The 13057-nt window shown below is 74.7% G+C and carries 14 protein-coding genes; 6 read left to right on the plus strand and 8 right to left on the minus strand.

Going from position 1 to position 13057, the window contains the following annotated elements:
• Positions 1-356: 356 nt before the first annotated feature.
• From AB0881_RS18635 to dhaK, 3 genes are read right to left on the minus strand one after another with little or no spacing between them, the layout of a single operon-like run.
• Positions 357-743, minus strand: a complete 387-nt coding sequence (locus AB0881_RS18635) for a phosphoenolpyruvate--protein phosphotransferase (RefSeq protein ID WP_366618171.1) — start codon at positions 741-743, stop codon at positions 357-359.
• Between the two features lie 13 nt (positions 744-756).
• Positions 757-1413 (minus strand): dihydroxyacetone kinase subunit DhaL, encoded by a 657-nt coding sequence (gene dhaL / locus AB0881_RS18640; protein ID WP_366618172.1) that lies wholly within the window; start codon positions 1411-1413, stop codon positions 757-759.
• A complete protein-coding gene (dhaK, locus tag AB0881_RS18645) occupies positions 1410-2405 on the minus strand; it encodes a dihydroxyacetone kinase subunit DhaK (protein WP_366618173.1) in 996 nt (331 codons plus the stop codon). The genes dhaL and dhaK overlap by 4 nt, the downstream gene beginning before the upstream one ends.
• Before the next feature lie 122 nt (positions 2406-2527).
• On the opposite strand from dhaK, the gene AB0881_RS18650 reads away from it, so the two are divergent.
• Together AB0881_RS18650 and AB0881_RS18655 are read left to right on the plus strand one after the other, a co-directional pair.
• Entirely contained in the window at positions 2528-3211 is a 684-nt protein-coding gene (locus AB0881_RS18650) for a PIG-L deacetylase family protein (protein ID WP_366618289.1), read from the plus strand.
• A gap of 27 nt (positions 3212-3238) precedes the next feature.
• Positions 3239-3712 carry an SRPBCC family protein gene (locus AB0881_RS18655; RefSeq protein WP_366618174.1) on the plus strand — a complete coding sequence of 158 codons (474 nt, stop codon included), beginning with the start codon at positions 3239-3241 and terminating at the stop codon, positions 3710-3712.
• 51 nt (positions 3713-3763) lie between these two features.
• On the opposite strand, the gene AB0881_RS18660 is transcribed toward AB0881_RS18655, so the two are convergent.
• Complete coding sequence (locus AB0881_RS18660) at positions 3764-4291, minus strand: AAA family ATPase (RefSeq protein WP_366618175.1); 528 nt, start codon at positions 4289-4291, stop codon at positions 3764-3766.
• Positions 4292-4402: 111 nt separating this feature from the next.
• Between AB0881_RS18660 and AB0881_RS18665 the strand changes: the two genes are divergently transcribed.
• Positions 4403-5317: a serine hydrolase gene (locus tag AB0881_RS18665; protein WP_366618176.1), complete on the plus strand. Its 915-nt coding sequence runs from the start codon at positions 4403-4405 to the stop codon at positions 5315-5317.
• Positions 5318-5320: 3 nt separating this feature from the next.
• On the opposite strand, the gene AB0881_RS18670 is transcribed toward AB0881_RS18665, so the two are convergent.
• Positions 5321-5950 (minus strand): response regulator transcription factor, encoded by a 630-nt coding sequence (locus AB0881_RS18670; RefSeq protein ID WP_366618177.1) that lies wholly within the window; start codon positions 5948-5950, stop codon positions 5321-5323.
• A gap of 28 nt (positions 5951-5978) precedes the next feature.
• Positions 5979-7145: a PspC domain-containing protein gene (locus tag AB0881_RS18675; RefSeq protein ID WP_366618178.1), complete on the minus strand. Its 1167-nt coding sequence runs from the start codon at positions 7143-7145 to the stop codon at positions 5979-5981.
• 122 nt (positions 7146-7267) lie between these two features.
• Here AB0881_RS18675 and AB0881_RS18680 point away from each other — a divergent pair, with 122 nt between their 5' ends.
• The 3 genes from AB0881_RS18680 (at position 7268) to AB0881_RS18690 (ending at position 10400) form a co-directional block, all read left to right on the plus strand.
• Positions 7268-8575, plus strand: coding sequence for a PspC domain-containing protein (locus AB0881_RS18680; RefSeq protein WP_366618179.1), 1308 nt, complete (start codon positions 7268-7270; stop codon positions 8573-8575).
• Positions 8568-8774 (plus strand): hypothetical protein, encoded by a 207-nt coding sequence (locus AB0881_RS18685; protein ID WP_366618180.1) that lies wholly within the window; start codon positions 8568-8570, stop codon positions 8772-8774. The genes AB0881_RS18680 and AB0881_RS18685 overlap by 8 nt, the downstream gene beginning before the upstream one ends.
• 300 nt (positions 8775-9074) lie before the next feature.
• Positions 9075-10400 (plus strand): dicarboxylate/amino acid:cation symporter, encoded by a 1326-nt coding sequence (locus tag AB0881_RS18690; RefSeq protein ID WP_366618181.1) that lies wholly within the window; start codon positions 9075-9077, stop codon positions 10398-10400.
• Here AB0881_RS18690 and AB0881_RS18695 read toward each other — a convergent pair.
• Positions 10304-11557 carry a glycerate kinase gene (locus AB0881_RS18695; protein ID WP_366618182.1) on the minus strand — a complete coding sequence of 418 codons (1254 nt, stop codon included), beginning with the start codon at positions 11555-11557 and terminating at the stop codon, positions 10304-10306. The genes AB0881_RS18690 and AB0881_RS18695 overlap by 97 nt on opposite strands.
• A gap of 11 nt (positions 11558-11568) precedes the next feature.
• The gene (locus tag AB0881_RS18700) at positions 11569-13023 is read right to left on the minus strand and encodes an SLC13 family permease (RefSeq protein ID WP_366618183.1); all 1455 of its coding nucleotides are present in this window, start codon (positions 13021-13023) and stop codon (positions 11569-11571) included.
• Positions 13024-13057 lie beyond the last annotated feature (34 nt).

Consider the following 13057-nt stretch of genomic DNA (forward strand, 5'->3'; position numbering starts at 1 on the left):
CGGGGGGATGTGCGGTCGCGGCCCGACACCGAGAGTGTCGCATCGCCGGGCGCGGGGGCCCCTGGCCGGGGGGGGCCCGGGGGGGGGCGCGGTCCGCGACCGCGGCCCGGCCGCCCGGGGCGGCGGCCGGGAGCGGGGGGGCGGGGGCGGCGGGGGCCGCGGCGCGCGAGCGCGGCGCGGCCGGCGAGATCGGCGCCGACCTGCCCGGATACCGGGTGTCGGTGGGCGGCCAGGGCGACGCCGCCCCCCGGGTCTTCGAGGTCCGCGGGGACCCCTCCGCGGACCTCGGCGGCCCCCTGGAGACCCTCCTCCGGCCGGGCGGCCCGGACTCCCGGCCTCCTCCGGCTCCCTAGCGCCTAGCTCTTGCGGTGGTCGTAGGCGGACTCGGCGGCCGCGACGACGGCGCCCAGATCGGCGCCCGTGGCGGCGGTGGAGGCCGCCGCGACCGCGCCCTCGACGAGGGGCGCGTCCGCGAGCACGACGTCGCCCTCCGCCTCGTCCACGACGAGCTTGGCGGTCATCACCGAGCTGCCGATGTCGGCGATCAGCACGATCGCCTCGGCACCGGCGGCCCTGGCGCGTTCCATCGCGTCCTCGACCAGCTCGATGCTCGTCCCCATGCCGCCGCCGGTGTCGCCTCCCGCCGGTTCGGCGACCGCCTTCCCGACGCCCATCGTGCGGGCGAGTTCGGCGGCGCCCTCCGCGAGCGTCCTGCTGTGCGAGATCAGCACGATCCCGACCATGTGGTCCCCTCTCTCAGACGACGTCGGCGAGCGCGCGCAGGATGAGCGCGGTGGACGCGGCACCCGGGTCCATATGGCCCGTGCTGCGCGGCCCCAGATAGCTGGCGCGGCCCTTGCGGGCCTGCATGGGCACGGTCTCCTCGGCGCCCCGTTCGGCGGCGCCGGCGGCGGCGCGCACGCAGCCGGCCAGGTCCGTCCCGGCCGCCAGGGCCTCGTCGTACGCGGCGGCCGCGGGGACGAGCGCGTCCACCATCGTCTTGTCGCCGTCCGCGGCCTGGCCGAGCTCCCGCACGCCGTCGAGGGCGGCGCGCAGGCCCTCGCCGAGGAGGGCCGCGTCGACCCCCTGCTCGTCGGAGGCGCCGCCGAACGCCTTGCCCATGCGGCGCAGCGCCGTCCCGTACAGCGGGCCGGAGGCGCCGCCGGTCTTGGACACGATGGCGCGGCCCGCCGCGATCAGCGTCTTGCCGGGCGGGGCGTCCGCCGGGAGCGCGGCGACGGCGGCGGCGAAGCCGCGGTCGAGGTTGTGGCCGTGGTCGCCGTCGCCGATCGCCGCGTCCAGCCGGGTCAGCCGCTCCGCGTCCGCCGACACCAGCTCGGCCGCGTGCCGGATCCAGCCGGCCAGGTCCGCCGCGTTCACCGTGCCCCCCGTGTTCCCCGCGCTGCCCGTCATCGGCCCCACCGCAGTCCGGGCGTCTCCACCGGCGCGTCCCAGAGGCGGGTCAGCTCGGGCGTGAGGCGGCAGACCGAGATCATGCAGCCGGCCATCTCCAGGCTCGTCACGAACGGCCCGACCAGGGGCCGTACGACGGTGGCGCCGTGCCCGCCGAGCCAGTCGGCGACCGCCGCGTACGCGACGTACTGCTCGATCAGCGGGGTGCCGCCCATGCCGTTCACCAGCACCAGGACCTCGGCGCCCGACAGCGGCATGTCGGCGTCGATCGCGGTCAGCGCGGCGTCCACGACCTCGGCGGCGGGCATCGCCTTGGCGCGCTCGCGGCCCGGCTCGCCGTGGATGCCGATGCCCAGCTCGATCTCGTCCTCGCCCAGCTCGAACGTCGGCTCCCCGGCGGCCGGCACCGTGCACGGCGACAGCGCGACGCCGAACGAGCGGCTGCGCTCGTTCACCTCGCGGGCGACGCCGGCGACCGCGGCCAGGTCCGCGCCCGACTCGGCCAGCGCCCCGGCGATCTTCTCGACGAACAGGGTGGCGCCGGTGCCGCGCCGGCCGGCGGTGAACGTGCTGTCCTCGACCGCGACATCGTCGTTCACCAGGACCGACTCGACCTCGATGTCCTCGTCCTCGGCCAGTTCGGCGGCCATCCTGAAGTTCAGGACGTCGCCGGTGTAGTTCTTGACTATGTGCACCACCCCCGCGCCGCCGTCCACGGCCGTGGTCGCGGCGAGGATCTGGTCGGGGACGGGGCTGGTGAAGACCTCCCCGGGGGCGGCGGCGTCGAGCATCCCGTACCCGACGAACCCGCCGTGCAGCGGCTCGTGGCCGGAGCCGCCGCCCGAGACCAGCGCGACCTTCCCGGGACGGGGGGCGTCGGCCCGCACGATCGTCCGGTTCTCCGGGTCGATCCGCAGCGAGGGGTGCGCCGCGGCCATGCCGCGCAGGGCGTCGGCGACGACGTCCGCCGGGGCGTTGATGAGTTTGCGCATGTCTCAGCTCTACCCCGCACCGGCCCCGGCTCCCAGGCCCAACCACTTCTGGATGTACGGCTTAGGGTGGAAATGTGACAAGTGTTCTGGACGACAGCGAGGTACGGCGCGTACTCGCCGTGATGGCGCACCCCGACGACGTCGACTTCGGCTCCGCGGGAACGATCGCGGGCTGGACCGACAAGGGCGTCGAGGTGGTGTACCTCATGGTCAGCGACGGCGACGCGGGCGGCTTCGACGACGCCGTCACCAGGGCGGAGATGGCCGAGCTGCGCCGCGAGGAGCAGCGCGCGGCGGCCAAGTGCGTGGGCGTGGAGGACGTGCGGTTCCTCGGCCGCCCGGACGGGCGGCTGGAGGCGACGCTGGACCTGCGCCGCGACATCGCCCGGGTGATCCGGCAGGTGCGGCCCGACCGCGTGCTGACGTCCAGCCCGGAGCGCAACTACGAGCGGATCCATCCGAGCCACCCCGACCACCGCGCGGTGGGCGCGGCGACGCTCGACGCCGTCTACCCCGACGCCCGCAACCCGTACGCGTTCCCCGAACTGCTGGCCGACGAGGGCCTGGAGGCGTGGACGGCGCGCGAGGTGTGGCTCAGCGGCGGTCCCGTCGTAAACCACTACACCGACGTGACGGACGCGTTCCCGCGCAAGCTGGCCGCGCTGAAGGCGCACGCGAGCCAGACCGCGCACATGGGCGACGCGCTGGAGGAGATGCTGCGCGGCTGGCTGGGCGGCAACGCGCTGGCCGCGGGCTGGCCGGAGGGGCGGCTCGCCGAGGCTTACCAGGTCGTCGACACGGCCTGAGATCCGACCGAGCTTTCGGGAGTGGGCATGCGGCAGCGGACCGGACCGTACAGCGTGGGCGCCAGCGCCACCTCGCGCGCCGGCGCGGAGGTGGTCTTCAAGCACCTCGCGGTGGCCGAGGCCTGGAGCGAGTGGGGCACGTTCCCGTCGCGGGCGCGGCGCGAGCGGCCGGGTGACGACGCCCCCAACGGCGTCGGCGCCATCCGGGCGATCCCGCCCGCCCGCGAGCAGGTCGTGGAGTACGACCCGCCGCACCACTACGCCTACGTCGCGCTGTCCGGGCTCCCCCTGAAGGAGTACCGGGCGGACGTCACCCTGGAACCGCGGGGCTTCGAGACCGTCATCCGCTGGGAGGGCGAGTTCGAGCCCAGGTACCGGGGTACGGGGGCGTTCCTGAGGCTGTTCCTCAACCGGATGCTGACCTCGTTCGCGCGCCGCGTCGCGTACCACTGCGAGCGCTGCGAGCCCGGCTGCCCCGCCCGCCTGCCGGACGTCCTCTGAGCCGCCCCGCCTCCCGCCGGGTCACGCGAGGTCAGGCCGGGTCACACCGGGTCACTCGTAGGGGACGGCGCGGGCGAGGATCTCGTCCACGGTCTCCTCGACCGTCTGCTCCGAGGAGTCGACCCAGAGCCCTATCGCAGGCGTCGTCTCGCGCAGGATCCGGTCGAGGTCCTCGACGCTGAACGCGCCGTACGCGCGCTTGCCCCTCCCCGCCTCGCGCTTCGCGACGGCCTCAGGGCTCGGCGCCAGCACGACGACGTACAGCGGCCGGGTGCGGATGCGTTCCACCGTCCAGGGCAGCATCTCCCCCAGCAGCACGTCCTGGAGAACGGCCGTGAACCCGGCCTCGGCATAGGAGTCGGCGACCTCGGCGGCCAAGCGGTGCCGGAGCCGCAACTGCGCCAGCGCCTCCTCGCCCGGCTCCGGGCCCATCTCGGCGCGCCCGTTCACGACGAACCGGCGGAAGGCGTCGCCCCGTACGTGCGCGGACCTCGGCAGCCGTTCGGCGAGCGCCTGCGCCACCGTCGACTTGCCGGCCGCCTGCACCCCGGTGACCAGGTAGACCGCGTTCTGGGACATGGGTCCACGGTGCCACACCCGCCCCGCGCATCGAGCGGCGTCTCCGGGGTAGGCCGCCAGCAAGATCGTTAGGCGGCACGGCCGCCGGTCGCATGAAATCGGGGGATATCGATGCGACGCACGGTACTGGCCTGCGCAATCGCGCTGGCCGCCACGGGAACGGCGACGGGGGTGGCGGTCACCCGGTGGCCGGTGACGGGCCCGCAGCAGACCCGGAACGCGCAGCCGGCGGCGCGCGAGCACGCCGTGCCGCTCATGCCGCCCGTGCCGCCGCCCGGCGGCCCGCGGCGGTTCGACCGCACCACGCTGACCAAGGTCGTGAAGTCCTACCTCGCCAGGAGGCCCGGCCGCGCCGGCGTGATGGTCACCGACCTGGGCACGAACACCTCGTTCGGGGTCGGCGAGCACGGGCGGTTCGTGACCGCGAGCATCATGAAGGTCGACATCCTCGCGAGCCTCCTCCTCCAGCGGCAGCGCGAGCGGCGCGGCCTGTCGGCGGGCGAGCGGGCGATGGCCGCCGAGATGATCCGGCTCAGCGACAACAGGGCCGCCTACGCCCTGTACTCCGCCGCCGGGAACGGCGCGGGCGTCGCCCGTTCCAACAAGCGGCTCGGCCTGCGGGAGACCGAGCCGTACCCGACCGGCTGGGGCTCCTCCAAGACGACCCCGGCCGACCAGGTACGGCTGATGAAGGCCCTGGTGAGCCCGCGCAGCCCGCTCTCGGCGGCCAACCGGCGGCACGTCCTCGGCCTGATGGGCTCGGTCATCGGCGAGCAGCGCTGGGGCATCAGCGCCGCCGCCCGCCCCGGCGAGCGGGTCGCGATCAAGAACGGCTGGGTCCCGCTCCACGTCCAGGGCACCGGCTGGGCCGTGAACAGCGTCGGCCGCATCACCGCCCCCGGCCACGACTTCCTGGTGGCCGTGTGCACGCAGGGCCACCCGTCCATGGAGAGCGGCGTCGAGACGGTCGAGCACGTCGCCGACCTCGCCGTCTCCGCCCTGCGCCGGGCCGCGCCCGCGGGGTGAACGTCAGACGAGGCGGCGGGCGGCGGCCCAGCGCGACAGCTCGTGGCGGTTGGACAGCTGGAGCTTGCGCAGGACGCTCGACACGTGCGTCTCGACCGTCTTGACGGAGATGAACAGCTCCTTGGCGATCTCCTTGTACGCGTAGCCGCGCGCGATCAGGCGCAGCACCTCGCGCTCGCGCTGGGTGAGCTGGTCCAGCTCCGGGTCCACGGCCGGGACGTCGGACGCGGCGAAGGCGTCCAGGACGAAGCCCGCCAGCCGGGGCGAGAAGACCGCGTCGCCCTCCGCCACCCGGGCGATGGCGTCGGTCAGCTCGGGGCCGGAGATCGTCTTGGTGACGTAGCCGCGGGCGCCGCCCCGGACGACCCCGATCACGTCCTCGGCGGCGTCGGACACCGACAGGGCCAGGAAGCGGGACGGGACGCTGCCGTGCAGCCGCCGCAGGACCTCGATGCCGCCGCCGCCCGGCAGGTGCACGTCCAGCAGCACGACGTCGGGCTTGTGCGCGCGGATCACCTCGACGGCCTCGTCCACGTCGCCCGCCTCGCCGAGGATCTCGATCCCGTCCCCCAGCTCGGCCTTCACTCCGGTACGGAACATCTGGTGGTCGTCGACCAGGACCACGGTGTTCACGGCCTCGCCTCCGCTCGGCGGCTCGCGCTCATTTCTTCATCTCCAGCCGTACCTCGGTGCCCTCGCCTGGGGCGGTGCGGACCTGCGCGGTGCCGCCGTTGCGTTCCATACGTCCGATGATGGACCCCCGCACGCCCATCCTGTCCGCCGGGATCCGCTCCAGGTCGAATCCCTTCCCGCGGTCGCGGACGAAGATGGCGACGTCGTCGCCCTCGACCTCGGCGTAGACGGACACCGACGGGGCCTCGGCGTACTTGGCGGCGTTCACCATCGCCTCCCGGGCCGCCTGGAGACCGGCGTTCAGGCGCTCGTCCAGCTCGGTGTCGCCGACGCAGACCACCTCGATCGGCACGCCGTGGTCGTCCTCGACCACGCCGGCGATCTCCCGGATCGCGGCGGCGAACGTCCGGTCCGGGTCCGCCTTCGGCTGGTAGAGCCAGCTCCGCAGCGTGCGCTCCTGGGAACGCGCCAGCCGCTGCACCTCGCGGGGGTCGTGCGCGTTCCGCTGGATCAGCGTGAGGGTGTGCAGGACGGAGTCGTGGACGTGGGCGGCGAGCTCGGCGCGTTCCTGGGAGCGGATGCGCTCGTGCCGTTCGGCGTCCAGGTCCTGCCACATGCGGACCACCCACGGGGTGACGATCACCGTGATGCCGGTGAGGATGATCAGCATCGCGATCACGACGGACCGCGCCTGCGCCACCTCCACCTGCTGCACCAGGAAGCCGCCGATGCCGCCGGCGACCAGGAGCACGCCCAGGAGGCTGCGCAGCCACATCTGGCGGAGCGGGACCACCCACCGCTGCCGCTGGTCGCGGTCGGCCTGCTGCCAGAGGATCGAGGCGCCGATCCCGCCGGCGACGAACGGCCACAGCGCCGCCTGCGCGAACCCCGCGCCCCACGTCAGCGCGGACAGCCCGGCGGCCACCGCCGTGTAGGCGAGCAGCTGCCCCCAGTCGCGGGCCGCGCGGGACGGCCACCGGCCGTCGTCCGGGCGCAGCGGCACCAGCACCCAGAGCGCGATGTACGCGGCGACGCCCAGCCCGCTCGCAAGCGTGAGCAGCACGAACGCGGCCCGGATGAGGAACGCGTCCACGCCCAGGTGCCCGGCCAGGCCCCGGCACACGCCGGCCAGCAGCCGGCCGTCGGAGCGCCGTTCGAGCCGGGCCGCGTTCTCGTTCACCGCGATGTCCCCCACGCCGACGATCGTCACACGCCACGCGCGCGGGCGCATCAGGGCCCGCCCCTGAACGGTCGGGCGTTTCCTCAGGGTCGGCTCAGGGACCTCCCGGATACCGCGCGCGGGAGGGAGGCGGAACGATGGTGGCCATGGCGGACGAGGACAGGGCACCGGAGGCACCGGCACCGCGGGCACCGCGAGCACTGTCGCGGCTGGCCCGCGAGGCGGACGGCCGGATCCTGGGCGGGGTGTGCACCGGCCTCGGCCGGTACACCGGCATCGACCCGGTCGTGTACCGGGTCGGGTTCGCGATCCTGGTGTTCTCGCACGGGCAGGGCATCCCGCTGTACGTGGCGGCGGTGCTGTTCATGCCCGCCGCGCCGGGCCGCGCGGCGGTCGCCGAGCGGCTGTTCCGGCGCCGGTTCGACGCCGCCGGGGTCCTGTCGGTCCTGGGCGCGCTGCTGTGCGCGGCGGTCGCGCTCAGCCTGCTCGGCACCGGGCTGTTCGGCGCCGGGGTGTCCACCGACACCGTCGCGGTGCTGACCGTCCTCGGGCTGGTCATGCTGGTCGCGCACGGACGGGGCGTGGATCTCGCGGCGGCGGCCCGCGCGTTCCCGGAACGGCTCCAGGGGCATCCGCCGCTACCGGAAGACGAGGCCGAGGAGAAGCCGATGGCCGTCTCGTTCGAGAAATCGTCCCGCCGAGGGGCCCCGGGCGGCGACCTGCCCGAGGGCATGGTCGACCTGGCCCGGTTCAGCGGGCCGCGGGCTGCGCCGCCGGCGCCGGAGCCGGTGCGGGAGCCGGCGGGCGCCACGGCGGCGGTGGAGAAGTGCCGGGGCGGCCACTCGCCGCTCACGTCCGTCACGCTGCTGGGCGCGCTCGCGGCGGGCGCGGCGGTCTTCCCGATGGCCCGGGTGTACGACGGCCCGCAGGCCACGATGATCGTGTCGGCGACCGCGCTGGCGGTGATCGGCGGCGGGCTGCTGCTGGGCGGCTGGTTCCGCGCCCGCGGGCTCGCGGCGATGGGGACGGTGCTGACGTGCGCGCTGCTGACCTCATCCGTGGCCGCCGAGGCGCCGCCGGGGGCGCGGTACGGCGAGATCGAGTGGCGGCCCGTGGACGCGTCCGCCGCGCAGGACTACAAGGTGGGGGCGGGCACCGGCCGGCTCGACCTGACCGCGCTGCCGCTGCGGCCGGGGCAGCGGGTGTCGGTCAACGCCGAGATCTGGTTCGGGGAGCTGGACGTGCGGCTGCCGGCGGCGGCCCGGGTCGAGGTCGACGCGCGGATCGGGCTGGGCGATCTGGACCTGCCCGGCCGGAGCATCGGCGGCCCGAACGCCAGGAGTTCCCAGGTGCTGGAGCCGGAGGGGCCGCGGGCGGAGGATCCGCCGGTGATCGTCCTGCGGATCCGCGGCAGGTTCGGCGATGTGCGGGTGTCCCGTGGCTGAGCGCGGGAAGGGCCGCCGCCGGTTCGACCCCGGCGCCGTGGTGACCGGGCTGTTCTTCCTGGCGGTGGCGGGCGTGTTCCTCGCCGGCGCGCTGTCGGGCGATCCGGTCGCGGGGCCGGAGATCCTCGGCCCGGTGCTGCTGGCCGGGCTGGGGCTGGTGGGGATCGTCCGGGTCCTCACCCGGTCCCGCCGGCACTGACGGGCCCTCGTCCGGCCCTGACGACTGCCTACCGAGACCACCGAACGCCTTCGTGGTGTAGATCACCTTATTTCCGGGAACAGCGGAAACGGACATCGCGGTTAATACTCGCCGTGAGGTTCGCGGAGAAGACCGTCCTGCTCGTGGCCCGGCTGCACATCGACCTGTGCCGCCTCGCCAGCGTGCTCTGTCACGCCTGACGAGCCCCCGCCTCCCCCTCTTCTCTTCGCTCTTCCATCGCCCGTGCTCACTGCCGGGCGGTGCCTCATGTTCCTGGAGATCCGTGCTGTGAGTCTTCCCGTGAGTCCGCGTGTCTGGAAGTGGCAGTTCTGGCAGCAGATCGTGCTGGCCCTCGTCCTCGGCGTCGCCGCCGGGGCACTGATCAACAACCTCGGTGACGGCAAGAAGATCGCCGAAAGCTGGCTCGATCCGTTCGGCGGCGTCTACACCAGCCTGCTGCGGGTGATCGTCGTTCCGCTGGTGCTGGCCGCGATCGTGGTAAGCGTCGGGCGGCTGCGCAACGTCGGCAGCGTGGCCCGGCTGACCGCCAAGACGCTCGGCTGGTTCGTGATCACCTCGGCGATCGCCACCGCGATCGGGCTCGCGGTGGGCCTGGTCGTCCGGCCCGGCGTCGGGCTCGGCACGCTGGCCGGCGAGGCCGCCGAGACCGAGGAGGTGACCTGGACGCAGATCCTGGACAACCTCTTCCCGTCCAACATCGTCGAGGCGATGTCGGAGGGCAACATCCTCGGCCTGGTCACGTTCGCCGTCCTGCTCGGCGCGGCGCTGGTCGCGGTCGGCGAGCGCGGCGAGCGGCTGACCGCGCTGTTCGACGACCTGTACGTCGTCATGCAGAAGATCGTGTGGTGGGTCGTGCGGCTCACCCCGATCGGCTCGTTCTTCCTGATCGCGTCCGTGGTCGCCACGTACGGGCCCAGCTCGCTGGCGCCGCTGGCCAAGTTCACCGGCGCGATCTACCTGGCCGTCGCGATCATGCTGTTCGTCGGGTACCCGGTGCTGCTGCGGGTGTTCGGCCGCGTCTCGCCGCTGAAGTTCTTCCGCAACACCTGGCCGGCGCTCCAGTTCGGCTTCGTGTCGTCCTCGTCGCTGGCCACGCTGCCGATCGCGCAGAAGGTGCAGATCGAGCGGAACGGCGTGCAGCCGGAGTACGCGAGCTTCGCGCAGCCGCTGGGCGCCACGATCAAGTTCGACGGCTGCGGCGCGATCTACCCGGCGGTGGCCGCGATCTTCGTGGCGCAGTACATGGGCATCTCGCTGGGCGTGACCGACTACCTGCTGATCGCGCTGGCCGCGGTGATCGGGCAGCTCGGCACCGGCGGCACCCCCGGCCCGGCGCTGGTGGCGCTCACGCTGACGCTGACCACCGTGGGCCTGCCGCTCCAGGCGGTCGGCTACCTGATCGCGATCGACAAGGTCATCGACATGGCCCGGACGGCGCTGAACGTCGCCGGCCAGCTGACCGTCCCGGTGCTGGTCGCCCGGTCCGAGGGGCTCCTGGACGAGAAGGTCTACAACGCCGCCCCGGCCGAGCTGACCTCGGAGGCCGCGCCGGCCCCCGGCGGGGACGGGGCCGCCCGCAAGGCCCCCGAGCCCGCCGCCGTCTGAGTGAGGACGGTGCCGAGCAGCACCATCCGCAGCGCCCGCTCGGCGCCGTCCGCGAGGAACTCCTCGCCCCGGGACATGGCCTCCGCGAGGTCCACCGGGGCGGGGAGGATCCCGGCGAACGCGTCGATGCCGCTGCCGTAGACGCGATCGGCGTCCGGGCCGATCGTCCCGGCCAGCGCGAGCACCGGCTTGCCGTACCGCTTGGCGCGCCGCGCCACCTCCGAGGGGATCTTGCCCCGCGAGGTCTGCCGGTCGATCGCCCCCTCCGCCGTGATCACCAGGTCGGCGCGGGACAGCAGCCCGTCCAGGTCCACGTGCGCCAGCAGGACCTCGAACCGCGGCAGCAGCCGCGCCCCCACCGCCGCCGCCAGCCCCGCTCCGAGCCCGCCCGAGGCGCCCGTCCCGGGGCCGGTACGGACGTCCACCCCGCCGGGCACGCGCAGGTCCCGTTCCAGGACGTCCGCCCAGCGCGACAGCGCCCGGTCGAGGACGTCCACCTGCTCCGGCGTCGCGCCCTTCTGCGGCCCGTAGACGCGGGCCACGCCCTCCGGCCCGCACAGGACGTTGCACGGGTTGCAGGCGACGAGCAGTTCCGTACGCCGCAGCCTGGGATCGAGACCGGACGGGTCGATCCGGTCGAGTCCGGTGAGCGCGGCCCCTCCGGGCGGGAGGTCGTTCCCGCGCGCGTCGAGGAGCCGGGCGCCCAGCGCGCGCAGCGCCCCGGCACCGCCGTCGGACGTCCCCGAGTCGCCGCAGCCGACCAGGATCCGCTCGGCGCCCGCGTCCAGCGCCGCCGCGATCAGCTCCCCGACCCCGGCCGTCGTCGTGCGGCCGGGGTCGCGCTCGTCGCGCGGCACGAGCCGCAGCCCGGCCGTGGCGGCCATCTCGACCACCGCCGTGCGCGGCCCCGGCCCGCCCATGATCGCGAAGTGCGAGCCGACCGGCCGCCCGGCCGGGCCGGTGGTGACGGCCGGGACGATCCGCCCGCCGGTGGTGCGGGCCAGCGCCGCGGCCGAGCCCTCGCCGCCGTCGACCAGCGGCAGCGGATCGATCGCGGCGTCCGGGACGACCCGGCGCGCGCCGCGCGCGATCCCGGCCGCGACCTGCTCGGCGCTCAGCGACTCCTTGAACCCGCTGGGGGCGATGACGATGCGCATGGTGGTCTCCTTCAGACGGGCAGGCCGAGCAGCGGCCAGACGTGGAGCGCGAACGCGAGGACGAGCGCGACCGTGAGCGGTGCCAGCACCGCCGAGACGCGCAGCAGGTCCCGCGAGGTGTAGGTGGGGACGCCCTCGACCTGGTGGAAGAGCGCGACGGGCTTGGCCGAGGACGGGAGCGTGAGGCAGAACCCGGCCGCGGCGGTGGAGGCGAACGCGGCGGCAGCGGGCGACACCCCGGCCGCGGCCGCGGCGGCGATCACCAGCGGCACCAGCACGCTGGACCGCGCCGACCGGGACTGGAGCACCAGGTGGGCGAGCGCGCTCACGACCACGACGGTGCCGATGAACAGCCACGCGGGCGTCCCCCGGCCGCCGGAGCCGCCGCCGAACAGGCCGCCGGCGATCCAGGCCGCGGCGCCGGACGCCGTCAGCGCGGTGCCCATGGCCATCGTCGCGGCCATGAACAGCAGCATCGACCACGGGACGGTCTTCAGCGAGTCGCCCATCCGGACCGTTCCGAGCCAGGGCGAGCAGCTGACGATCGCGCCGACCAGCGCGACCACCGCGGGCGGCACGCCGTGCAGCGGCTCGCTGCACCACAGCACCACGACCACGCCGAGCAGCGCCGCCGAGCGCTGCTGGTGCTCGGTGAGCGGGCCGGTCGTCCGCGTCCCGGCGGCCTCCCCGATGTCCTCGGCGCGGATCGCGACCGGCGTGCGGCGGTCCTCGCGGGTGGTCGTCATCAGCAGCACCGCCTCGGCGGTCAGATGGGACGACGCCAGCGCCAGCGGCGTGCCGAGCAGCAGCCACTGCACGAACCCGATCCGGTCGCCGGTGGCCTGCGCCAGCATCTCGGCGGTGATCAGGTGCGCGCCGGCGCCGATCAGCGTGGCCACCGCCGACAGCAGGATCACCGCCGGGAAGATCAGCGCCAGTGCCAGCACGACCCGGCGCCGCTCCCGCAGCGCGCCCGCCAGCGCCAGGAAGACCGGCAGCGCCAGCGCGGCCCGTCCCGACGTCGCCGGGATCGCGAACGCGCTGGCGACCAGCGCCGCCGTGGTCAGGTGCGCCAGCTGCCGCACCGTCCGCGCCCCCGACACGAAGAACGCCGCCGCGCGGGTCGCCAGGCCCGTCCGGGAGATCCCGGCCGCCAGCACGAACGCGCAGATCAGCAGCCAGATCGTCGGCTCGCCGAGGCTGCCGAACAGCACCTCGGCCTCCAGCGCCCCGACCGTGATCAGGATCAGCCCGGCGGCCAGCGCCACGAACGTGTCGTCCACCGGCGTGAACATCCACATCAGCGTCGCCACCGCGAACACCGCCAGCGTGATCCGCCCGGTCATGCCGAGCCCGCCGGCCCCGAGCACGATCCCCGCGCACACCGCCACGGCCGCCGCGGCGACCAGCGCGTACCGGATCACGGCCCCGGACGGCACCGCCGCCGTCACCGCCGTCGTCTGCACCGCTTCCCCGCCTCCCTCGGACGATCGATGTGTC

Source organism: Spirillospora sp. NPDC029432, assembly GCF_040703975.1.
Lineage (GTDB): Bacteria > Actinomycetota > Actinomycetes > Streptosporangiales > Streptosporangiaceae > Spirillospora.